Origin of the sequence: Shewanella spartinae (assembly GCF_019457555.1) — a bacterium.
Classification (GTDB): domain Bacteria; phylum Pseudomonadota; class Gammaproteobacteria; order Enterobacterales; family Shewanellaceae; genus Shewanella; species Shewanella loihica.
Window position 1 is genome coordinate 2,401,290 of record NZ_CP080418.1, and the last position, 21,785, is coordinate 2,423,074.

Here is a 21,785-nt window from a genome sequence, read left to right on the forward strand (position 1 = left end):
TCTCATGTTCCGCAGAACCAAAATTGTAACGACTCTGGGTCCAGCAACCGATCGCGACGACAATCTACGTCGTATCATCAAGGCTGGTGCAAACGTTGTTCGCCTAAACTTCTCTCATGGTTCACCTGAAGATCACCTGAAACGTGCCACCGACGTGCGAAATATCGCCAAAGAACTCGGTGTTCACGTTGCCATACTGGGTGATCTACAAGGCCCTAAAATCCGTGTATCAACCTTCAAAGACAACAAGAAGGTGCAACTGGATATCGGTCAGGCATTTATCCTAGATGCCGATCTCGAAAAAGGCCAAGGTGATGAGCACCAAGTGGGTATTGACTATAAAGAGCTACCACAAGATGTCACCATCGGCGATATCCTGATGCTCGACGATGGTCGTGTTCAGCTTAAAGTAGAAAAAGTTGAAGGTAATAAGGTTCACACCACAGTGACGGTTGCCGGTCCCCTGTCTAACAACAAGGGCATCAACAAGAAAGGTGGTGGTTTGTCTGCCGCGGCGTTGACCGAGAAAGACAAGCAAGACATCATCACAGCAGCGGCTATCAAGGTCGACTACCTGGCGGTTTCTTTCCCACGCAGCGGCGCCGATCTGAACTACGCCCGTGAACTGGCCCAGAAGGCTGGTAGCAATGCCCTGATCGTCTCTAAAGTTGAGCGCGCCGAAGCCGTTGCCTCTGACGAAGCGATGGACGATGTGATCCTGGCCTCTGACGCCGTGATGGTTGCCCGTGGTGACCTGGGTGTTGAAATTGGTGATGCTGCTCTGGTGGCTGTACAGAAGAAACTGATCAGCCGTTCTCGCCAGCTGAACAAGAGCGTGATCACCGCGACTCAGATGATGGAGTCTATGATCACCAGCCCAATGCCAACCCGCGCAGAAGTAATGGACGTGGCTAACGCCGTGCTTGATGGCACTGACGCCGTGATGCTTTCGGCCGAAACCGCTGCCGGTGATTTCCCAGAAGAAACCGTTAAGGCGATGGCTAACGTTTGTCTTGGCGCCGAGGCTCACCCAAGCGTTCAGGTGTCTAAGCACCGTATGGACGAGCGTTTCACCTCGGTTGAAGAAACCATCGCGCTATCAACCATGTATGCGGCCAACCACCTAGAAGGCGTAAAGGCTATCGTTGCGCTGACAGAATCTGGTGCGACACCTCAGCTTATGTCTCGCATCAGCTCTGCCCTGCCTATCCTGGCCCTATCACGTCACGACGTGACTCTGGCTAAGATGGCACTGTATCGCGGCGTACAACCTGTCTACTTCGACTCAACGGCCCACGGCGCAGACGAGCTAGCGAAGAAGGCACTCGAAGCCCTGACCGAAGCAGGTTACCTCACATCCGGTGATATGGTACTGATGACCAAGGGTGACGCGATGGAAACTATCGGCGGCACTAACACCTGTAAGGTTCTGATCGTCGCCTAAGACTTTCAGCAACAATCAAGCGGTTCGCTTAGTTAGATGAACCGCCTTAAAAGAAAAAGGTACGCAATGCGTACCTTTTTTTATGCCAGGCTAAATGTCAGCGCCTGCATATTAAAACTGAAAGCTTAACGTCACCGACCGTTAGAGGCTTTCAAACTCATCCACAGCGATCGCTATCTTACGTAGCCTGTCGGCCTCGAGTAGCGTGTCGCGCTCTGCCTCTGTGATGATCTTAAGCTCATAGGCTTGGGCATACAGGGCATCGTTTGCCTGTTTACGCTCAAGTTTGCCTTCCTTCTGAGCCTTGCGCAGCGTCTTAAACAGGTGCTTTGCCTTGTACTGAGCGATAAACGCATCTTCCACCTCGGCGATCCCGCCATTATCCCCTTCGAAATCTGGGCAAAGATGGGTCAACCTATCGCGGGCAGGACCGGGTCTGAGCATACTCTGACACACGGCAATGGTGAGCTTGTCATCTGGACCATCGAAATGGTTACCCAGAGGGAACACCAGCGCACGCATCGCATAGGCCAGTGGGCGATTAGGGAAGTTACGCAGCGCGCCATAAAGCGCCTTAGCTGCCCTTTGCAACCTAAGCTGCATCACATAGTGTACGGTCGGAAGATCATCCTGCTGACGGCCATTGTCTTCGAATAGCTTGAGGGTAGCCGAGCCAAGATAGAGTTCACTGAGCACATCACCAAGTCGCGCCGACAACATCTCCTTGCGCTTGAGATCGCCGCCCATCACCAACATGGAGAGATCTGTGACGAAGGCGAGCGCCGCCGACAGACGAGTCATGTCTTTGTAGTACTGTTTGGTTTCGCCAGATACGGGCGCCGAATTGAATCGGCTGCCGGTTAACGCGCCCCATAGTGAGCTCAAGGCATTACGAGCCGCATAGCCAATGTGACCCAGCAGCAGATTATCGAAACGCTCTAACGCCTCGCCGGTATCTTCCATGGCCGCGGCTTCCATCTCGGCCAGCACATAAGGATGACAACGTGTCGCCCCCTGACCGAAGATCATCAGGCTGCGGGTAAGAATGTTCGCCCCTTCTACCGTGATCGATATCGGCGTGGCCATATAGCCATGACCTAGATAGTTTTTAGGCCCAAGCTGGATCCCCTTGCCCGATTGAATATCCATGGCATCGTTGAGCACATCCCGGCCCATCTCTGTCATATGATACTTAGCGATAGCGGTAACCACTGAAGGCTTGACCTTAAGATCTATCCCCGTTGTGGTCAGGCGGCGCGCCGCCTCTAGCTGATAGGTGTTGGCGATAATACGCGCCAGGGCCTCTTGCACCCCTTCAAACTGGCCGATCGACAAGCCAAATTGATGGCGTACATAACTGTAAGCAGTCGTGGTCTTAGTGGTGACATGACCGGAAGCCGTCGCCAAGGCGGGCAGCGAGATGCCGCGTCCTGCAGAGAGACACTCGACCAGCATACGCCAGCCACGGCCCGCGTATTGCGGCCCACCAATGATCCAATCCAGCGGAATGAAGACATCCTCGCCGCGAGTGGTACCATTCATGAAGCCCATGTTAAGCGGGTTGTGACGATTACCTATTTCAACGCCGGGATGATCCGTTGGAATAAGGGCACAGGTGATCCCTATCTCTTCTCTGTCTCCCAGCAAGCCTTCAGGGTCACGCATCTGGAAGGCCAAGCCCAATACCGTCGATACCGGAGCCAGGGTGATATAACGCTTGTCCCAGTTAAGCTTGAGGCCTAATACCTCTTCGCCCTGGAACTCACCGCGGCAGACTATGCCGGTATCGGGAATGGCGCCCGCATCTGAACCCGCCTCGGGACCTGTCAGGGCAAAACAGGGCACAGCTTCACCGCTGGCCAGTTTCGGCAGCCAGTGATCGCGCTGCTCCTTGGTGCCATAGTGGGTCAGCAGTTCGCCAGGGCCTAGAGAGTTTGGCACCATAACACTCACCGCCGCGCTGACGCTACGACTGGCAAGCTTGCTGACGATGGTTGAGTTGGCATAGGCAGAGAAGGCCTTACCGCCATACTCTTTGGGAATGATCAGGGCGAAGAAGCCCTCTTTCTTAAAGTAGTCCCACAGCTCGGGCGGCAGATCTTTACGCTCCTGCACTATGTTGAAATCATCAATCATAGTCAGGGCCGTCATCACCTGCTCATCGATAAAGGCTTTCTCCTCTTCGGTCAGCCTTGGACGACCGTAGCTGTGCAGCGTGTCCCAGTTGGGCTTGCCACGAAACAGCTCGGCTTCCCACCACACATCGCCGGCTTCCATCGCCTCTTTCTCAGTATCGGAGAGCGGCGGCAACACCTTCTTAAAGAAGGCAAATACGGGCCGCGTGATGCACTGCATACGGATATTTTTGACGCCAAAAAGCACTATGATGACCAATAGTGCTAGGATAAAGAGTGTCATGTTGCCCCCTACTGCGTTGTCACAGGCACTGCCACACCGGCAGCCAGATATGGAATAACCTTGCGGATCACGGCTTCGATATCATTGTGCTCATTGAAATCTGCCTCGGCAATTTCGGTCAAGGCATCGGCCGATGCCATGGTGAAGACCACAGTGCCTAAGGTAAAGTGTAATCGCCAAAACATCTCTGCGGGGGGAATATGTGGCGCGCTTTCGGCAACCGCCTTCACAAACTCGCTCAGATGCTCACCATAATGCGTGGTGATGAACCATCTCAGGTGCCCCTGACTCTCAATATAGCCACGGCCCAGCAACTGCAAAAAGGTGCGTGTGCCATCGGCCTTAAACTTGTTAAGCTCGAGGAGCGGTTTTACCAATGACGAGAAGATCTCATTCAGGCTAGGTTCGCTAGCCTGTTTTAATTGCACCACGGCATCTGAGGCTTCTGGCATGAAACGGTCCAGATAGCGCGCGAGTACGGCGCGGATCAGCTCTTTCTTAGAGCCAAAATGATAGTTTACCGAGGCGAGGTTAACCTCTGCCTTGCTGGTGATCAGCCGCAAGGAAGTTTCTGAAAAGCCGCGCTCGGCGAATAGCTTTTCTGCCGCATCCAGTATTCTTGTTTTCGTGTCGGATCGATTTGCCATTCCGTGACCTACAACTCTGATTTAAACGTGTGTTTAAATTAAACACTGGTTCACCTATTGTCAAATGGAAATCGACAAGCTTTACGCGGCCTTGCACAAGCATTGGGACCATTAATGGCTATGACAGACAAGGAAACGCGCGTTCAACTGTAAAATTTGGTGAAATTGAGTAAACTATGCCCCACAAAAAGCCACACAAAAATAACAAAGGAAGCACTCATGAAACCAATTTGTGCCAAGTTGACCCCGGTTGCCGTGGTCATCGCACTCTCTCTAGGGATCGGCGGCTGTAACGACGATAACAATGCTAATACAGAAAGCAAGGCCACTGCAGAAAGCAAAGCCCAGCAGGCAGCAGGGCAAGATGGTCTAAAACAGCAAACCTCTGAGCAAGATAAGCTGGCCGAGGCCAAACAGTTTATCAGCAATGCCGAGAGCCAACTCGCCGATCTGTCTATCGAACAAAACCGCGCCGAGTGGATCTACAGCAACTTCATCACAGAAGACACGGCCGCCCTCGCCGCCTCTGTCGGCGAACGCCAAACCGCCCTATCGGTACAACTTGCCACCCAGGCCGCCAATTATAGCCAGCTGCCGCTGGATGAGGTTAACGCCCGTAAACTCAATATCCTACGTAGCGCATTGGTGCTGCCGGCCCCTCTGGATCCTAAGAAGAATGCCGAGCTTGCCAATATCAGCGCCGAGCTAAATGGCCTCTATGGTAAAGGCAAATACTGTCTGGCCGATGGACGTTGTCTCACTCAGCCAGAGCTTTCGGGCATCATGGCCAGCTCACGCGATCCAAAAGAGCTTGAGGAGATCTGGAAAGGCTGGCGCGAGATCGCCAAGCCGATGCGTCCGCTATTTGAGCGCGAGGTTGAGTTAGCCAACGAAGGGGCTAAAGATCTCGGTTATGCCAACCTGTCTGAGCTCTGGCGTAGCCAGTACGACATGCAGCCTGATGCTTTCTCTGCAGAGCTCGACAGACTCTGGGGCCAAGTAGAGCCTCTGTATGAATCGCTGCACTGTTATGTCAGGGGCGAGCTGAACGAAAAATATGGCGATGAAGTCGCACCTAACAAAGGCCCTATTCCAGCCCACCTACTTGGCAACATGTGGGCCCAGCAATGGGGTAACGTCTATGACATGGTGGCGCCGCAAGATGCGGACCCTGGCTATGATGTGACCGAACTGCTGGCGAAACAGGGCTACGATGAGCATCAGATGGTTAAACAGGCCGAGAGCTTCTTCACTTCGCTCGGTTTTGACGCACTACCAGAAACCTTCTGGAGCCGTTCGCTCTTCCTGCAGCCTAAGGATCGCGACGTTGTCTGTCACGCATCTGCCTGGGATCTGGATAACTTAGATGATATTCGTATCAAGATGTGTATCCAGAAGACGGCGGAAGATTTCACCGTGATCCACCATGAACTGGGCCATAATTTCTATCAACGCGCCTATAAAGAGCAACCCTTCATCTTTAAGAACAGCGCCAACGACGGCTTCCATGAGGCGATTGGTGACACGGTTGCCCTGTCGATCACGCCTAACTATCTGAAACAGATCGGCCTACTGCAAGAGGTGCCGGATGCCTCTAAGGATATCGGCCTCTTGCTAAGACAGGCACTTGATAAAGTAGCCTTCCTGCCCTTTGGCCTCATGATAGATCAATGGCGCTGGAAGGTATTTAGCGGTGAGATCACCCCGGCGCAATACAACCAAGCCTGGTGGGAACTGCGTGAGAAGTATCAGGGCGTCAAGGCGCCAATCGCCCGTAGCGAAGCCGACTTCGATCCGGGTGCCAAGTACCATGTACCCGGCAACGTGCCCTACACCCGCTACTTCCTGGCGCATATTCTCCAGTTCCAGTTCCATAAGGCGCTGTGTGATATCGCCGGCGATAAGGGCCCGGTTCACCGTTGCAGCATTTATGGTAACAAGGACGCGGGCGCTAAGCTAAACGCCATGTTAGAGATGGGTCAGAGTAAGCCTTGGCCAGAAGCCCTTGAAGTGGTCACTGGCTCGCAAAACATGGATGCCTCAGCGGTACTCGATTACTTTGCGCCGCTAAAAGTCTGGCTGGATGAGCAGAACAAGCAGGCTAACCGTCAGTGTGGCTGGTAAGCGGTAATCTCATTAAACAGGCACACTTAAACCAACACATAGCCTGATTTGATACAGTAGAAACAAAAAATCACCTCCTCGGAGGTGATTTTTTTAAACTAAACACTATTAAGGCAGCAACAAACGCTCTCACAAATTAAGAGCCTTGCTAGGTTAAGCCCAGCGGTGTGTGCCTTTAGCATGTTGCTCTGCGGTGTCTAACTTATCTTGCTCCGATTTCGTTAGCATCACCATCATGGCACCTGGACCGCCCCAGGCAGCTGGCGCACTATGAAAGCCCTGCACCACCTCTATCTCGGCAAGCCAGGCAGCAACGTAAGATTTGAGCTTGGCGGGAATAGGCTGACTATTCACCCCTGTGCCGTGGATCACGATAAGGTTTCTTAGCCCTGACGCCTGACTGTTTATCACAAAATCGAAAAGCAGCTCTCTGGCCCTGGCTAGACTCAGGCCGGTTACATCCAGATCCGCCTGTACAGCATATTTTCCCTGGCGAAACAGCTTAAACACCTGTCCCTGCACGCCCTGTTTCTTAACGCTCACCACGGCATGTGGGTCCAGCGGCGTAATATCATTCAGTTCGAGGGACAAGTTCTCCAGCGCTAAGCGCCGCTGCGCATCATGATGACGCTGCTGCCCCTCAGCGCTCAAACCACTCTTTATTGGCGTGGCCGCATTACTTGTCTTTAATGGCTTAACACCTTGCATAGAAGCGAGAAATAAAGCGCTTTCATCTTCACTCATGCCTATCTCCTCAACTTCTTTCTTTCACTAACACGCCGGGAACCGCTATGGGTGTTATTGTTACGAGCGACACCGCCTAAAAGCTCACTCAATGCATAAGCAAATCGGCGAGTCATTCGCAGGGTTAATTTGCTACAAGCATCGCGAAACCAATCACAATAACCATCGCAAACCAATTGCAGCATACAAGCACCCGGTCAGGTAAAAGTATCCGTTTAGCCTAAGCAAAACTCAAGTGCGGTATCGAGCGGGCCCCTTCAAGCGACTCAAAAATCACCAATCCATGGTCAGCAACCTGGTAGGTTTTGCTTTGCAGGCCTTATAAAGCTCTGAAGCCTTGATGCTTGTAAACGTCTAGGAAAGAGGTGATTAGCGGTAAAGTTGCAGAAAAAAGCAACGTCCAGTGCCAGAGACACAATTTGTTAAGAACTAAATCTTTCGCATCAAAAGGCCATGGATTATAGTGACCCTAGTATTAGCAGCAGCGTATAGCTAAATGAAACTCTTCAAATTTGTCCTTGTCTTGGGGCTCTGTGCTCTCAATTTCCAAGCCTTTGCCCAAAAGAATGACAATGATGCCTTAAATCAATTCTATAAGCAGTTCAGCGTCGCGTTTGAACAGCTAGACGCGGCCATCATTCAGGATATCTATGCGGAGAATGCCTGCTACATTCCCGAGCAACAGAACAAAGAGATCACCATGGGGCGCGATAACATTATCGAGCTCTACAAACGCTTCTTTGGCAAGATTAAACATAAGAATGCTCAGATAGAGGTGGATTTTCGCGTGGTCGAGCGCCAGCTAGATAAACAACAGGCGACAGATGTGGGCTACTATCTGATCCGCTTCTATCCGCCTAAAGAAACCGAAGAACCCGTGAGTGAGTTCGCCGGTAAGTTTGTCACCGTCTCCAAGAAGAAAGCAGATGGCAAATGGTACCTCACGGTAGATACCAACAATCGCTCGGAACCGTCGTTTTACTACAGTGCCAAGCCGTTACCTAACCTCTATTATGGCCGTCAGTTTTCGACCCTAAATGAGTCAAGCAGCAATCATGATTAACCCCTCCCTCCCATGCCCCTGTGGCAGGTCGGTGAAAGATAAACCCCTAAGCTACAACCAGTGTTGTGAACCTTTTCATCTCGGGGTCATTGCACCGGATCCCGAATCTTTGATGCGCAGCCGTTATTCGGCCTTCGTGCTCAAGTTGCACAAGTATCTGATCGCGACCCATCATCCCGATCATCTGGACGGCCTGAGTGTCGAGATCCTCGATGAAGAGAATCATACGAGTTGGCTGGGGCTGAGCGTTAATCGAAGCAGCAGTACCCAAGATGCGGGAATGGTAGAGTTTCACGCCTGGTACCAGAGCAGCAACGGACTGGACGCCATTCATGAAATCTCAGACTTTGTGAAGCAAGATGGTCGCTGGTGGTACACCCAGGGCGAGCAACTTGTGCCTAAATACCCCAAACGCAACGATCCCTGTGTCTGCCAGAGCGGCAAGAAATTTAAGCAGTGCTGTCTTAAATAGTTAGATTGGATTTATTTAGCCGAGAAAACTAATAGATAGGCTAGCAAACCGGCTATGGCGGCTTATCCACCACAAACCTGAGCGCCCACGCCAACTTTCAACGCTAGCTCACTACAAAGCGGTGGCATTACTGTGGCATCAGTTTGGTTGCTTTAATGCAGCGGCGTCTCGGCATTGGCTCGCAGGAACTGGCTGAATTCGGCCTCCCTAAGGGCTGGGCTGTAGAGGAAACCTTGGGCCTGATGACAGCTCAATGCCGATAGGAAAGATTCTTGTTCTGCGGTCTCGACCCCTTCGGCCGTCAACGACAGGTTAAGTGCCTTGGCCATGGCGATGATGGCGCTGACGATCTCACGGCTCTCACGGCTGACACTCAGATCTGAGATGAAGGATCTGTCTATCTTAAGCTTAGAGATGGGGAACTGCTTGAGATAACGCATCGAGCTGTAACCCGTGCCAAAATCGTCGATCGCCAACCCTACCCCTAGCTCGGCCAGCTCCTTACAAAGATGCGTCGCATAGACCACATCTTCCATCAGCTCTGTCTCGGTGATCTCTAAGATCAGGGTATTGGGCCGAATACGATAACGGGTGACCAGCTGCCATACCTGATCATAGAGCTGAGTACTGAAAAACTGCCGCGCCGATACATTCACATGCATGGAAATGTTGATGTTATGGTGCTGCCACAGGTTGAGCTGACGGCAGGCGGCCTCTAACACCCATTCGCCAATGGCGGCGATCATTCCGGTTTGCTCGGCGATATCGATAAAGGCGCCGGGATAGAGCACGCCCTTTTTGGGGTGATGCCAACGGATCAATGCCTCGGCGCCGATATAGGCCTGACGGCCGAGATCTTTAAGCGGCTGATAATAGAGTTCAAACTCACGATTCTTCAATGCCGCCTGCAGATCCCGTTCGATCTGCGCATCCTCTTTGAAAGTGTTTAACAGTGCGTGGTTAAAGATCTGTATCGCGCTGCCCTGCTTCTTCTTGGCATATTGCACTGCGATATCGGCGCAGGTAAGCGCAGAAAACCCTGCCTCCAGGGCATCTATCTCGACCACAGAGAGCGCAGGTTTAGCTTCAAATGATTCGGCGCCCACCTGCACAGGCAGGCTCAGCTGATGATAGAGGCGCTTGATGGCATAATCCAGGTTCTGCTCATCCTCTACCCCTTGTAGCACCAGGGCAAACTCATCGCTGCCTACACGGGCCATCAACTCAGCCTTCTTCACGCTGGCAAAATGTTTGATACGACGCGCTACCTCGATCAACAGGCTATCGCCCTTCTCATGACCATAGGTATCGTTGAAGCGCTTAAAGCCCCTGAGATCGATCAGCATCAGGTGGCCGCTGCGCAGTTTTTCCAAGGCGCGATTGAAATAGCTGCGGTTATACAGGCCAGTCAGCGAGCAGCGCCAGGCAAGACGCTCGAGTTCATTCTGCTGTACCAACTCTTCCGAGCAATCTTCTGCGGTCACCAAGGCGTAATGGTTGCCTCTGGGCGTGGTGAAGGGACGCACTCGATAACGCAGCCAGTAACTCTCGCCGTCGCGGCGGGTCAACTGGGTGTTTCCCTTGGTGATCTTGCCTTGCTTGACCTGAGCGAGTACCGCATCGGCCTGCACCGGCGATTGCTTAAAAAAATCCAGACAGGCGAGCGATTTGCCTAAGATCTGCTGCTTAGGCACCCCAGAGATGGCGTGATGGGCGCCGTTGACGTATTCAATCTTATCCGTGGCCAGATTGACTACCATGCTGATCTGTTCAGACTGCTCTATCGCCTTCAAGAACAGGCTCAGGCGCTCGTCTGTTTCGTAGGCTCTCTGGGTGGCCAGGGTCAACGCTAGCTGATCGGCGACCTGGGAAACGATATGGATCTCGCTTTCCGGCCATTCATGGGGCTGTAAAGACTCGAGATAGAGCACACCTTCAAGATGGCCATTGATCCGAATCGCCACATCGAGATGTGACACCACAGCGTTAGCCGTTAGATGCTCACGAATCTCGGCGACGCGGTAGTCCTGCTCCACGTCGAGCACATCTATGATACGACCACGTTTGAGTTGTTCGAAATAGTTAGTACAGAGACCCTGTGCGGGGCGCGAAGCATGACGCTGAGCAGAGTGATTAAATGAAGCTTGGCTTTGAGAACCCGAAAGAGCTATGAGCTCACTTGTTTCGCAACCGGAAAACAGGCAAACACCTATGTTGTCGACCTTCAGGGATTGACTGAGCAGATCACAGGCAAGCTCGGCCGTCTCTTTAAACTGGCCTTCTTGTTTCTGCGTCGAATTGACTATCGTTTCAAGCAGATGTTGAAATTGTCGCTTGGTCATAAAATCCTACTGCCGATAACCTTTGCCAATAAAAAGGTTATCAAGATAAAAACCGCCAAAGACGGTACAACATAGATGTTATTGTTATTATTTAACGTTCAATTTGTGCACATTACACGAATAACTAGCTAATTAGCAAGCAAATATGGCTGCCCCCTATTAGAGGCCATGCTCGAGTTGAAAAATCATCTTCTCGGCGCTGTAACCAAAGGTCAGACGTAGCTCCAGGGCGCCTTCTACCGCCTTAATTTCACTCTCTACGCCCTCGAAACGCTGTTTGGCCGCATCTGCCATGGCTTGCAACTCGCTCTGGGCCTTGTCACCCTCACGAACCAGAGTCAGTACGGTATCAAACTCATCGATCACCGCGCCAATATCGGCATAGCTGCCACAATCGTTACAGGTATCGTTGACTAACTCGGATTGACCTTCTTGAATCTTCTTCATTTTGACGCTTAACCTTTTAACTGAAAATGCTCTTAGCTATATATAGCAAAACCCGAGCGTTCGCACTTAAAACTAAGCCAAAATGTCTCCTAACGCACGTTGCCTGACGATCTGCTCGGTAAAATGGGGCAGCTCCATCACAGGTGCATCGGCGTCGAGTTCATTATGAAAACGCGCCAAGGTAACGGGATCGCAATTAGCCAACACCTCTTGCATCGCCAGTGGATCTCGCCCTCTATGCACCAAGGGCTCGGGGTTTAAATATTGCTGTAGATGAAAACCACAGAGACCCGCTTGATGAAACTGCTCACTATTATCTCTGTCTTCACCCAGATGCAGTGCGCTGGTCAGGGGCTGAGCGTCCGGTAACTCAAACTGACGCTTGAGTTTCGCCTCAATATCACTGGGTGCTTGCTCCAGGTTAAACTGCGCCATATCGCGGGCGTCGTTAGACAACATGGCCAGCAGCAGACCAAATTCGCCCCGGCGATGATCGACTATCGCCTGGTTGAGTCGGGTCCCCAATTGATTTTCGTTGATGATCAACTGACTAGTTCGCATAAAAAAACATCAATAAAACAGCTCGTTGCTATTTAATCGACCGCTTGCGCCATAACTTTAGTAATTATTTTAAATTGGGGCTTTACAGCGCCAACGATTCTGACTACTATGGCCGCCGCAATTGAGGAGGGGTTCCCGAGTGGCCAAAGGGATCAGACTGTAAATCTGACGGCTCAGCCTTCGAAGGTTCGAATCCTTCTCCCTCCACCATTTGCCTACAATGTAATAAAGAGATACTCGTGGAGGGGTTCCCGAGTGGCCAAAGGGATCAGACTGTAAATCTGACGGCTCAGCCTTCGAAGGTTCGAATCCTTCTCCCTCCACCATCTTTATCTTGTTATTACCTTGTGCTGCTGTAAAAAATATGGAGGGGTTCCCGAGTGGCCAAAGGGATCAGACTGTAAATCTGACGGCTCAGCCTTCGAAGGTTCGAATCCTTCTCCCTCCACCATTTTTTCTCCTGCGTTATCTCATCTCTCAGCTTTATCCTAAACCTCAGCTTTCTCTTAAAACTTGGCTTCCCCGTTTGTTTTACCTATTGCCTTAAAGCGCATCTGTTTTAAAGCAAAACTAATTTCGTCCCGTTTGCTACCCACTGCAGCCTACGGCTTAAGCAATTTTCCTGTCGCTCCTTCAATCATCACAACACGCGCCCTCAACGCTCAGTCGCATTTCTTTTCGATTTTCCTTTTCGTTATAAATTATTTCGTTAAGCTATAAGGTCTATCCGCTCAATAACCTCAGGAGCCACAATGGATCAATCTTGGGTCAACCAGGCCATCGCAAAGATCGAGGCTGATTATCAACGCAGTGCAGACACTCATCTGATCAAGCTGGAACTGCCCATGCTGCCCGGCATCGATATCTACCTAAAAGATGAAAGCACCCATCCCACAGGCAGCCTCAAGCATCGCCTGGCGCGATCCCTGTTTCTCTACGCCCTGTGTAATGGCTGGATCACCCAAGATACGCCCATCATAGAGTCTTCATCTGGCAGTACCGCAGTATCAGAGGCCTACTTCGCGCGCTTGCTGGGGCTACCCTTCATCGCCGTGATGCCCGCCTCTACCGCCAAGAAGAAGATCCAACAGATAGAGTTTTATGGTGGACGCTGCCATTTCGTCGAGCATTCGAGTCAGATCTACGCCGAATCACAACGCCTGGCCGACGAGCTATCGGGCCACTATATGGATCAGTTTACCTATGCAGAGCGGGCCACCGACTGGCGCGGTAATAACAATATCGCCAACTCCATCTTCGAGCAGATGCAAAGAGAACCGCATCCCGTTCCCAGCTGGATCGTGATGAGCCCTGGCACGGGCGGCACTTCGGCCACCATAGGCCGCTATATTCGTTACCAGTGTGCCAAGACCAAGCTTTGTGTGGTGGACCCAGAAAATTCGGTGTTCTATGACTATTACCATAGTGGCGACGCCACCATCAGCTGCGCCAGTGCCAGCCGTATCGAAGGCATAGGTCGGCCGCGGGCGGAGCCCTCTTTTATCCCTGGGGTAGTCGACCATATGGTCAAGATTGACGACAGCGCATCGATCGCCACTATCTATTGGTTAGAGACGCTGATAGGCCGTAAGGCAGGTCCTTCTACAGGCACCAACCTCTATGGCGCCCTGCAACTTGCGAGCGAAATGCATGCCAACGGCCAAACCGGCTCTATCGTTACCCTACTATGCGACTCGGGAGATCGTTATCTCGATACTTACTACGACAAGCAATGGGTCGATGAGCATATCGGCGACATCAGTGAGTATCAGGCCAAGCTTACGGCCTTTAATGAGTCGGGGCATTTGGAATAGCGAGTTCAATCTTTTCGGTTCTCAAACAAGGACTTTAGAGAAGATAAAGAGGCTCAAGCAGTCATCAACGAAAAACGGCGCCTTTAACTGGTTACTCCCGGTTGGCACCGTTTTTTTATGTAAATATAAGTATCCCTAATACTTAATCGATATTCAGATATTTATGGGTCTGAATAGAGAGGCGCCAGTTACGCTCGATGCAGACCTTCATCGCCAGCTCGGTGGCGCGAGGCTTCTGACTAATCGGCTGCAGACAGATGGTCTTGCCCAGGGTATCAATGCCTTTGAGCAGCTCATCGAGCTCCTCGATATGCGAAGCCTTGGCGACCGGGTGTTTGATCTCATCGGCGCGTTCCAGCGCCTGCTCTAACACCTTATATCCGCCCTTCATGTTGATCTTAGGCGATACCGTCACCCAGGCACGAGGGTCCACCAACACATCGAAGGTCCCACTGGTCTCGATTTGACACTGCATACCGGCATCCGCAAAAGCTTGAGTCAAGGCGATAAGGTCATAGATACAAGGCTCGCCGCCGGTGATCACCACATGTTTGGCGCTAAAGCCCTGCACTTTGAAGTGCATCAGCAGCTCACGGGCATCCAGCTCGGCCCAGCGGCCGATGGCGCCGTCCACCTGGATCACTTGCTCCGAGGAGACGCGGTTCTCGGCTAAGGTTTCCCAGGTATGTTTGGTATCGCACCATGAACACCCCACAGGGCAGCCCTGCAGACGGACAAAGATCGCCGGCACGCCCGTGTAAACCCCTTCACCTTGGATGGTTTCAAAAACTTCATTAACCGGATACTTCATCTTAAACCTCGTCACTTGCGGGCGGCTTTTATAGAAGATTTTGCCCCTACAAGCAAGTATAACCCCATTAATTCCCCAAGGTTTCACCAATTTGCCCATGGCTTAGGCGGATCGCCACAAGAAAATTTGCAAGGCCTTGTGGGTCAGTTAAACTATCGACAAATTTTCTATCTGGACAGAGCAGATGTCTAAAGCTGTTGTTGTGTTTAGTGGCGGACAAGATTCCACCACCTGTTTAATTCAAGCCCTGAATCAATATGATGAAGTGCATGCGGTTACCTTCGATTATGGCCAGCGCCACAGCGAAGAGATCGCCACCGCCGCCAAGCTGGCCAAGGACCTCAAAGTCGCCAGCCACAAGATATTAGATGTAACCGTGCTGAACGAGCTGGCTATCTCAGCCCTGACCCGTGATGCCATTCCTGTGTCGAATGAATTAATGGAAAACGGCCTGCCCAACACCTTCGTGCCCGGCCGCAACATACTGTTTCTCACCTTGGCCGGGATCTACGCCTATCAGCTGGGCGCCGAGAGTGTGATCACCGGCGTGTGCGAAACCGACTTCTCCGGCTATCCAGATTGTCGCGATTCATTTATCAAGGCGATGCAATCGGCGCTCGAGCAGGGAATGGATCGTGAACTTAAGCTTGTCACTCCCTTAATGTGGCTTAACAAGGCACAGACCTGGGCACTGGCAGACAAATACCACAGCCTGGAGCTGGTCAGAGACCAGACCCTCACCTGCTACAACGGTATCGTCGGCAGTGGCTGCGGCACCTGCCCCGCCTGCCTGCTGAGAGCCAAGGGACTGAATGACTATCTAGATGACAAAGCAGGCGTCATGGCCGAACTGGACACAAAATGTTAGGTCGGCTGACGTCGCGCGCTACGCCCTATGGCGTGGTGCTGGGGATCAGCATACTCTGCGCTCTGCTCTACTTTCTCCATCTTGACGGTACACTCGCCTTTCGCCGCAGTGCCATTGCCCACGGAGAGTGGTGGCGCCTGGTTAGCGGTAATCTGCTGCACACCAATCATTGGCACCTGCTGATGAACCTGGCGGGTCTGTGGGTGATCAGTTTTCTGCACGAAAACCACTACCGCGCCGGTAATTTAACCCTGCTGTTTGTCCTTCTCTGTCTGCTACAGGGACTGGGGCTCTACTGGTTTTTCCCCACCTTAGGCGGCTATGTAGGCCTCAGCGGCATGCTGCATGGTTTGTTTGCCTACGGCGCCCTCAAAGATATTCAGATGAAGATCCGCTCCGGCTACCTGCTGTTTGCCGGCGTCTGCTTCAAGGTGGCTTATGAGCAGTATTACGGCGCCACGGATCAGATCACTAAGCTGATCGATGCCAGGGTCGCCACAGAGGCGCATTTGGTTGGGGTTATCAGCGGCGGGCTGGTATTTTTGCTCTATCGTCTCATCAGGCGACTGGCGCGCTAATGACCAGGCACTAATGACAAAGCGCTAATGACCTAACGCTAATAACCTAGTTAACGGCATTGCTTATAACATTGGCCCTGAAAAGATAAAAAGGCTCACCTAGGTGAGCCTTTCTTTGTCGCATCGCTTATAAGTGAGTGCTAAGCCTTAATCAGCGCCTCGCGCAGGGCCAACACCTCGTCACGCAGCGCGGCAGCCTGCTCGAACTCCAGGTCTCTGGCATGCTGGTGCATACGCTTCTCCAGCTCATCGATCTGATGACTGAGGCTGGACGCGTCTTGCTTGGCATAGGTAGTTCTGGACTCGGCCACCTTTTGATATTTCGGCAACACCTTGGCGGTATGCTCGTTATAGTCACCCAGATCCATCACATCGGCGATCTTCTTCGACACCCCCTTCGGTGTGATACCGTTGGCCAGGTTAAACTCATGTTGCTTCTCCCTGCGACGCTCAGTCTCGCCGATCGCCTTGGCCATCGACTTAGTTATATTATCGGCGTAGAGGATCACCTTGCCGTTCACGTTACGGGCGGCGCGACCTATGGTCTGAATGAGGGAGCGCTCCGAGCGCAGGAAGCCTTCCTTATCGGCATCTAGGATGCACACCAGGGAGACCTCGGGCATATCCAGGCCCTCCCTAAGCAGGTTGATACCGACCAGCACATCGAACACACCGAGGCGCAGGTCGCGGATGATCTCCACCCGCTCGACCGTATCTATGTCTGAGTGCAGATAACGTACCTTGACACCATGCTCATCGAGATACTCGGTGAGATCCTCCGCCATACGTTTGGTTAGCGTGGTCACCAGCACCCGTTCGTTCACCGCGACGCGCTTGTTGGCTTCAGACAAGAGGTCGTCCACCTGAATAGCCACCGGGCGCACCTCTATCTCGGGATCCAGCAGGCCTGTCGGGCGCACCACCTGCTCGGCGATCTCGCCGTCACTCTTATCCAGCTCATACTGGGCCGGGGTCGCCGACACGAAGATGGTCTGTGGCATCAAAGACTCAAACTCTTCGAACTTGAGCGGACGGTTGTCCAGCGCCGAGGGCAGACGGAAACCATACTCCACTAGATTCATCTTGCGGGAACGGTCCCCCTTATACATGGCGCCGATCTGTGGCACGGTCACGTGAGACTCGTCGAGGATCAACAGACCGTCGGCGGGCAGATAATCCAGCAGGGTCGGCGGCCCCTCACCCGGACGTCTGCCAGAGAGATAGCGGGAGTAGTTTTCGATGCCGGAGCAGTATCCCAGCTCTGTCATCATCTCAATATCGTATTGCACCCGCTCGGAGATCCGCTGCGCCTCGATAAGCTTATTATTGTCCAGCAGATACTGCTTGCGCTCTCTGAGCTCCTGCTTGATCTCCTCTGTGGCTGCCAGGATCTTCTCTCTGGGCGTCACATAGTGGGTCTTAGGATAGACAGTGGTGCGCGCGATGCGCTGCAAAATATGGCCGGTCAAGGGATCGAACAGGCTGAGACGGTCAATTTCATCGTCGAACAGTTCGACACGGATCGCCTGCTTGTCAGATTCGGCCGGGAAGATATCTATCACCTCACCGCGTACCCTGAAGGTGCCGCGATCCAGCTCGATATCGTTACGGGTATATTGCAGCTCGCTCAGGCGCTGCAGGATCTCCCTCTGCCCCATAAAATCGCCCTGACGCAGATGCAGCAACATCTTCATGTAGGACTCAGGGTCGCCCAGACCATAGATGGCCGACACAGAGGCGATCAGCACCACATCGCGCCGTTCAAGCAATGCCTTAGTTGCAGAGAGTCGCATCTGCTCGATATGGGCGTTGACCGAGGCATCCTTCTCGATGAAGGTATTGGTCGACGGCACATAGGCTTCGGGCTGATAATAGTCGTAGTAGGAGACGAAATACTCCACGGCATTATTAGGAAAGAACTCCTTCATCTCGCCATAGAGCTGGGCCGCCAAAGTCTTGTTGGGCGCCATGATGATAGTTGGGCGCTGCATCTGTTTGATAACATTGGCGATGGTAAAGGTTTTGCCGGATCCCGTTACCCCAAGCAGTGTCTGGCTTGCCAGCCCGGCATCCAGGCCGTCGACAAGTTGCTTAATCGCCCCTGGCTGATCGCCGGCGGGCGCGTACTGCGAAACGAGATCAAATGCTGATTCACTCAATGGTGCACTCCTTTATAGCTGTGCACCTATCTTAAAGTACCCACAGCTATTAGCCAATGAGACGGTTCATTTTCTTATTAGGCAGAATTCACCGAATCGCCCCATAAATGTCATCGGTTTGTCATGTAAGTTTTGTACAAGCGGCAAATTTGTACTCAGCGGTCAAAAAACAGGCTAAAACTCACGCCTGTAGCCAATTTAATACACAAGTAAAGGGCAAAAAGTCATTACATATCTGTAACGTCTTGCAGATAATTGCATTAAGGGGCTTGATTTTCATAAGTTGTTGATAATTGGTGCCAATATTAAGATGCGCTAATTCTTGTCATTTTAAGTACAACCCGCAGAGCCACTGCGTTTGCCCGGCGATTTAGTGCCTAACCCACAGGCTTATCCACAGATTTAGTGGATAACTCCCGCAACCTCAGGATAATCGCGGCTTTAGCCCCTTTTGCACATAGCCGCCCTTTTCGCTATAGGGATGTAATTTTACTACATTTGAAAACCCAACCTATCAGAGGAGCGTCGTCGGCTGTCATATAGCGTCAGCATAAAATGCCAATAGCCGATAAATTTCAGCCAGATATGGCCGTTAAAGCAGCAAAATGCGCACTTAGCGATCACTGTGCGCATTAGATGAGCACTTAACAGCATAATTACACTTTTTTTGCCAAGTCGAGTTGACTCATGTGTAAGAGCGATTTAATATGCGCTCCGTCTTCAACGACGAGTCGCTTACACGATTCCCCAGTAGTTCAGTCGGTAGAACGGCGGACTGTTAATCCGTATGTCACTGGTTCAAGTCCAGTCTGGGGAGCCAAGCGTCAAATTGAAGAAGATGAGTTAGCTATATAGATGTTCCCCTGTAGTTCAGTCGGTAGAACGGCGGACTGTTAATCCGTATGTCACTGGTTCGAGTCCAGTCAGGGGAGCCAATTTAGTTAACCATATAAGTATCAATTCCCCAGTAGTTCAGTCGGTAGAACGGCGGACTGTTAATCCGTATGTCACTGGTTCAAGTCCAGTCTGGGGAGCCACTTATACCATAGAGAAGTATCTACTCCCCTGTAGTTCAGTCGGTAGAACGGCGGACTGTTAATCCGTATGTCACTGGTTCAAGTCCAGTCTGGGGAGCCACTTCACTATCATATCTCTCTCGATTCCCCAGTAGTTCAGTCGGTAGAACGGCGGACTGTTAATCCGTATGTCACTGGTTCAAGTCCAGTCTGGGGAGCCACCTTCTTAAGTTTTACCCTCTGCGTTAACCTAAAAAACTCATCGGCCATAAAGCGTTAGACTAACTGTTTCAAATTTAGCTAGAATGAGCAGTCGATCAATTTAGGTTACTTTCTTATGGGCGTTGGAAAATCTATACATCTATTGCTGATAACGGCTTGTCTTGCCTTGACGGCGCTGGCCTATCTCAATCAGCGACAAGAGATCGCCGCAATAGCTGACTTCCAACTCAAGGAATATCAGGCCGATCCCATCTGGCAACAGCCCCTGCCCGAGCAAGGCCAGGCACTCTATACCCTGCTGACTAAGCAATACGAGTTTCAGTTCTTCCAATATGTGCACCAATTAGACGGCAACCTCAACTACACCCATGGCGAACTTATCGCCTCAGACACAGATCTGGCAACGGCGCTCTTTAATCAGCCAAGGGAAAACACCCAGGCACTGCCCCAAGGCCGCCTGCAGGTGAAACTCTCCAGCCGCGCCATAGCCAAGGATGCACTGACTCATTTTACCCAGACTCTTATCTGGATAGTCGGTGGCTATCTGGCCCTGGCGGTACTCTTTACCCTCTTGATGGCCAGACAGAAGCGGACCATAGGCTATGCGGTCAATGCCCTGGACGGTTTCGCCGAGCTTAAATTTGATGCCATCGCCCATTCACGTTTTCACGGCGAACTCAAACCCTTAGGCCAGGCGCTGGAGCATTGCCGCGTCGCCCTGCATGACAAGTTCGATCAGCTGCAGCAACAGACAGAGCAGCTTAATCGTGAGGCCTATCAAGATCCTGTCACCCTATTTGGCACCCGCCCCAAGTTTACCGAGAAGCTCGACGCCCTCGCCAAGCCCGGCAAGTCGCGTATCGGATTGATGGCGATGATTAAGGCCACCGAACTTGGCCATGTTAACCAGAGCCAGGGCCGCGCAGCGGGCGATGACTACCTGGCAGGCGTCGCCACCTGCATCCGCAAGGCCCTACAAGGGATGCCCAATATTGAGGCATTTAGGATCAGCAGCGCCGATTTTGCCGTCTTCATACCGGATCTGGTACTAAAGGATGCCCAGCAGCCACTGGAGAAATTAAAAGCCCAGTTTGATGAGTACCAGCAAGGCAGCGATCTCGAATCGGTCGCCTATATCGGCATGGTGCCCTATGAGCAAGGCGGCGACGCCCTGTCTCTGGTCTATATTGCCGACGCGGCCGTCAGCATCGCCCAGACACTCGGCCCCAACAGCTATCATGTGCAGGAGAAGCTCAGCGACGAGGAACTGGTTGGCGATTCCCATTGGAAACTGGCCATCGAAGATATTATCAAGCGCCGCGCCATCAAGTTTCACGCCCAAGATATTCAACCCTGTCGCGGCGCCGACAACGTCTATCGCGAGTTGCTGTCGCGCTTCTATAGCAGCGAGGGCAAGTTTCTGCCCACTGGCACAGTGATCGCCATGGCCGAGCGTCATGGGCTCAGCGTAGAGCTGGATAAGATCATCATACTCAGCACCCTGCGCCTGTTGCTCGACACCCCAACCTTCACCGGCGCCTTAGGGATCAATATCAGTACCGCCTCGGTCAACCAGCCCGCCTTTACCGCCTGGCTGAAAGATATCTTCGTGCGTCAGCGCCAGATCGCCTCGCGCCTGGTGTTGGAGGTGAATGAGGCGGGAATGCAGGCCAATATCCGCCAGGCCCATAAGTTTGTACGTGACATGCACAGCGTCGGCGCACGGGTGGCGGTCGAGCACTTTGGCATGGGGTTCACCTCCTTCAAGTTCTTTAAAGAGGTCAGGCCCGACTTTATTAAGCTCGACGGCAGCTATTCTCAGGGAATAGACACAGATAGCAACAATCGCTTCTTCGTGAAAATGATCGTCGATGTGGCCCGTAAGCAGTCAGTGAAGGTGATCGCCTCTAGTATCGAGCGCCAGGAAGAGAAGTTTGCCCTGGAGCAGCTTTTGGTGGACGGTCTGCAAGGCTTTTACATCGCTAAGCCTAAACCATTCACCGTAAAGGATGAACAATCTGCGCGCAGTCAGACGGCGGGATAAATAATCCCTTC

At 52.2% G+C, this 21,785-nt stretch carries 16 protein-coding genes and 8 tRNA genes; 16 read left to right on the top strand and 8 right to left on the bottom strand.

What is annotated here, in order from left to right; genetic code table 11:
• Positions 1–4 precede the first annotated feature (4 nt).
• Positions 5–1,444: a pyruvate kinase gene (gene pyk / locus K0I31_RS10710; RefSeq protein ID WP_220078360.1), complete on the top strand. Its 1,440-nt coding sequence runs from the start codon at positions 5–7 to the stop codon at positions 1,442–1,444.
• Positions 1,445–1,585: 141 nt separating this feature from the next.
• Here pyk and K0I31_RS10715 read toward each other — a convergent pair whose 3' ends face one another.
• On the bottom strand, positions 1,586–3,862 hold the full coding sequence (locus K0I31_RS10715) for an acyl-CoA dehydrogenase (protein ID WP_220078361.1): 2,277 nt from the start codon (positions 3,860–3,862) through the stop codon (positions 1,586–1,588).
• An 8-nt stretch (positions 3,863–3,870) separates the two neighbouring features.
• Positions 3,871–4,509, bottom strand: coding sequence for a TetR family transcriptional repressor PsrA (gene psrA, locus K0I31_RS10720; protein WP_011865850.1), 639 nt, complete (start codon positions 4,507–4,509; stop codon positions 3,871–3,873).
• 219 nt (positions 4,510–4,728) lie between these two features.
• On the opposite strand from psrA, the gene K0I31_RS10725 reads away from it, so the two are divergent.
• On the top strand, positions 4,729–6,633 hold the full coding sequence (locus tag K0I31_RS10725) for a M2 family metallopeptidase (protein ID WP_220078362.1): 1,905 nt from the start codon (positions 4,729–4,731) through the stop codon (positions 6,631–6,633).
• Positions 6,634–6,786: 153 nt separating this feature from the next.
• On the opposite strand, the gene smrA is transcribed toward K0I31_RS10725, so the two are convergent.
• A complete protein-coding gene (smrA, locus tag K0I31_RS10730) occupies positions 6,787–7,377 on the bottom strand; it encodes a DNA endonuclease SmrA (RefSeq protein WP_220078363.1) in 591 nt (196 codons plus the stop codon).
• A gap of 496 nt (positions 7,378–7,873) precedes the next feature.
• Here smrA and K0I31_RS10735 point away from each other — a divergent pair, with 496 nt between their 5' ends.
• On the top strand, positions 7,874–8,440 hold the full coding sequence (locus tag K0I31_RS10735; RefSeq protein WP_220078364.1) for a YybH family protein: 567 nt from the start codon (positions 7,874–7,876) through the stop codon (positions 8,438–8,440).
• On the top strand, positions 8,433–8,912 hold the full coding sequence (locus K0I31_RS10740; protein WP_220078365.1) for a YchJ family protein: 480 nt from the start codon (positions 8,433–8,435) through the stop codon (positions 8,910–8,912). The genes K0I31_RS10735 and K0I31_RS10740 overlap by 8 nt, the downstream gene beginning before the upstream one ends.
• Positions 8,913–9,064: 152 nt before the next feature.
• On the opposite strand, the gene K0I31_RS10745 is transcribed toward K0I31_RS10740, so the two are convergent.
• The 3 genes from K0I31_RS10745 to K0I31_RS10755 all read right to left on the bottom strand — a co-directional run bounded on the left by K0I31_RS10745 (position 9,065) and on the right by K0I31_RS10755 (position 12,262).
• The gene (locus tag K0I31_RS10745; RefSeq protein ID WP_220078366.1) at positions 9,065–11,254 is read right to left on the bottom strand and encodes a putative bifunctional diguanylate cyclase/phosphodiesterase; all 2,190 of its coding nucleotides are present in this window, start codon (positions 11,252–11,254) and stop codon (positions 9,065–9,067) included.
• 159 nt (positions 11,255–11,413) lie between these two features.
• Positions 11,414–11,701, bottom strand: coding sequence for a DUF406 family protein (locus K0I31_RS10750; RefSeq protein WP_220078367.1), 288 nt, complete (start codon positions 11,699–11,701; stop codon positions 11,414–11,416).
• Between the two features lie 72 nt (positions 11,702–11,773).
• Positions 11,774–12,262 carry a VC2046/SO_2500 family protein gene (locus tag K0I31_RS10755; protein ID WP_220078368.1) on the bottom strand — a complete coding sequence of 163 codons (489 nt, stop codon included), beginning with the start codon at positions 12,260–12,262 and terminating at the stop codon, positions 11,774–11,776.
• A 125-nt stretch (positions 12,263–12,387) separates the two neighbouring features.
• Here K0I31_RS10755 and K0I31_RS10760 point away from each other — a divergent pair.
• The 4 genes from K0I31_RS10760 to K0I31_RS10775 all read left to right on the top strand — a co-directional run bounded on the left by K0I31_RS10760 (position 12,388) and on the right by K0I31_RS10775 (position 14,076).
• Positions 12,388–12,472: transfer RNA gene (locus K0I31_RS10760), tRNA-Tyr, on the top strand.
• 31 nt (positions 12,473–12,503) lie between these two features.
• A tRNA-Tyr gene (locus K0I31_RS10765) sits at positions 12,504–12,588 on the top strand.
• A gap of 40 nt (positions 12,589–12,628) precedes the next feature.
• Positions 12,629–12,713, top strand: a tRNA-Tyr gene (locus K0I31_RS10770).
• Positions 12,714–13,014: 301 nt separating this feature from the next.
• The gene (locus K0I31_RS10775) at positions 13,015–14,076 is read left to right on the top strand and encodes a PLP-dependent cysteine synthase family protein (protein ID WP_220078369.1); all 1,062 of its coding nucleotides are present in this window, start codon (positions 13,015–13,017) and stop codon (positions 14,074–14,076) included.
• A gap of 142 nt (positions 14,077–14,218) precedes the next feature.
• Here the strand turns inward: K0I31_RS10775 and queE are convergent, their stop codons facing one another.
• On the bottom strand, positions 14,219–14,887 hold the full coding sequence (gene queE / locus K0I31_RS10780) for a 7-carboxy-7-deazaguanine synthase QueE (RefSeq protein WP_011865859.1): 669 nt from the start codon (positions 14,885–14,887) through the stop codon (positions 14,219–14,221).
• A gap of 184 nt (positions 14,888–15,071) precedes the next feature.
• On the opposite strand from queE, the gene queC reads away from it, so the two are divergent.
• A complete protein-coding gene (gene queC, locus K0I31_RS10785; RefSeq protein ID WP_220078370.1) occupies positions 15,072–15,755 on the top strand; it encodes a 7-cyano-7-deazaguanine synthase QueC in 684 nt (227 codons plus the stop codon).
• Positions 15,749–16,333 (top strand): rhombosortase, encoded by a 585-nt coding sequence (gene rrtA, locus K0I31_RS10790; RefSeq protein ID WP_220078371.1) that lies wholly within the window; start codon positions 15,749–15,751, stop codon positions 16,331–16,333. The genes queC and rrtA overlap by 7 nt, the downstream gene beginning before the upstream one ends.
• Before the next feature lie 140 nt (positions 16,334–16,473).
• On the opposite strand, the gene uvrB is transcribed toward rrtA, so the two are convergent.
• The gene (gene uvrB, locus K0I31_RS10795) at positions 16,474–18,492 is read right to left on the bottom strand and encodes an excinuclease ABC subunit UvrB (protein WP_220078372.1); all 2,019 of its coding nucleotides are present in this window, start codon (positions 18,490–18,492) and stop codon (positions 16,474–16,476) included.
• 744 nt (positions 18,493–19,236) lie between these two features.
• Between uvrB and K0I31_RS10800 the strand changes: the two genes are divergently transcribed.
• The 6 genes from K0I31_RS10800 to K0I31_RS10825 all read left to right on the top strand — a co-directional run bounded on the left by K0I31_RS10800 (position 19,237) and on the right by K0I31_RS10825 (position 21,774).
• A tRNA-Asn gene (locus K0I31_RS10800) sits at positions 19,237–19,312 on the top strand.
• Between the two features lie 39 nt (positions 19,313–19,351).
• Positions 19,352–19,427: transfer RNA gene (locus K0I31_RS10805), tRNA-Asn, on the top strand.
• A 26-nt stretch (positions 19,428–19,453) separates the two neighbouring features.
• Positions 19,454–19,529, top strand: a tRNA-Asn gene (locus K0I31_RS10810).
• Between the two features lie 24 nt (positions 19,530–19,553).
• A tRNA-Asn gene (locus tag K0I31_RS10815) sits at positions 19,554–19,629 on the top strand.
• Positions 19,630–19,653: 24 nt separating this feature from the next.
• Positions 19,654–19,729 (top strand) — tRNA-Asn (locus K0I31_RS10820).
• Between the two features lie 116 nt (positions 19,730–19,845).
• Positions 19,846–21,774 carry an EAL domain-containing protein gene (locus K0I31_RS10825; protein WP_220042526.1) on the top strand — a complete coding sequence of 643 codons (1,929 nt, stop codon included), beginning with the start codon at positions 19,846–19,848 and terminating at the stop codon, positions 21,772–21,774.
• Positions 21,775–21,785 lie beyond the last annotated feature (11 nt).

What these genes read in the sequence shown, in the direction of transcription:
- pyk (WP_220078360.1), top strand. Translation starts at nt 5, where the DNA reads ATGTTCCGCAGAACCAAAATTGTAACGACTCTGGGTCCAGCAACCGAT.
- K0I31_RS10715 (WP_220078361.1), bottom strand. Translation starts at nt 3,862, where the DNA reads ATGACACTCTTTATCCTAGCACTATTGGTCATCATAGTGCTTTTTGGC.
- psrA (WP_011865850.1), bottom strand. Translation starts at nt 4,509, where the DNA reads ATGGCAAATCGATCCGACACGAAAACAAGAATACTGGATGCGGCAGAA.
- K0I31_RS10725 (WP_220078362.1), top strand. Translation starts at nt 4,729, where the DNA reads ATGAAACCAATTTGTGCCAAGTTGACCCCGGTTGCCGTGGTCATCGCA.
- smrA (WP_220078363.1), bottom strand. Translation starts at nt 7,377, where the DNA reads ATGAGTGAAGATGAAAGCGCTTTATTTCTCGCTTCTATGCAAGGTGTT.
- K0I31_RS10735 (WP_220078364.1), top strand. Translation starts at nt 7,874, where the DNA reads ATGAAACTCTTCAAATTTGTCCTTGTCTTGGGGCTCTGTGCTCTCAAT.
- K0I31_RS10740 (WP_220078365.1), top strand. Translation starts at nt 8,433, where the DNA reads ATGATTAACCCCTCCCTCCCATGCCCCTGTGGCAGGTCGGTGAAAGAT.
- K0I31_RS10745 (WP_220078366.1), bottom strand. Translation starts at nt 11,254, where the DNA reads ATGACCAAGCGACAATTTCAACATCTGCTTGAAACGATAGTCAATTCG.
- K0I31_RS10750 (WP_220078367.1), bottom strand. Translation starts at nt 11,701, where the DNA reads ATGAAGAAGATTCAAGAAGGTCAATCCGAGTTAGTCAACGATACCTGT.
- K0I31_RS10755 (WP_220078368.1), bottom strand. Translation starts at nt 12,262, where the DNA reads ATGCGAACTAGTCAGTTGATCATCAACGAAAATCAATTGGGGACCCGA.
- K0I31_RS10775 (WP_220078369.1), top strand. Translation starts at nt 13,015, where the DNA reads ATGGATCAATCTTGGGTCAACCAGGCCATCGCAAAGATCGAGGCTGAT.
- queE (WP_011865859.1), bottom strand. Translation starts at nt 14,887, where the DNA reads ATGAAGTATCCGGTTAATGAAGTTTTTGAAACCATCCAAGGTGAAGGG.
- queC (WP_220078370.1), top strand. Translation starts at nt 15,072, where the DNA reads ATGTCTAAAGCTGTTGTTGTGTTTAGTGGCGGACAAGATTCCACCACC.
- rrtA (WP_220078371.1), top strand. Translation starts at nt 15,749, where the DNA reads ATGTTAGGTCGGCTGACGTCGCGCGCTACGCCCTATGGCGTGGTGCTG.
- K0I31_RS10825 (WP_220042526.1), top strand. Translation starts at nt 19,846, where the DNA reads ATGGGCGTTGGAAAATCTATACATCTATTGCTGATAACGGCTTGTCTT.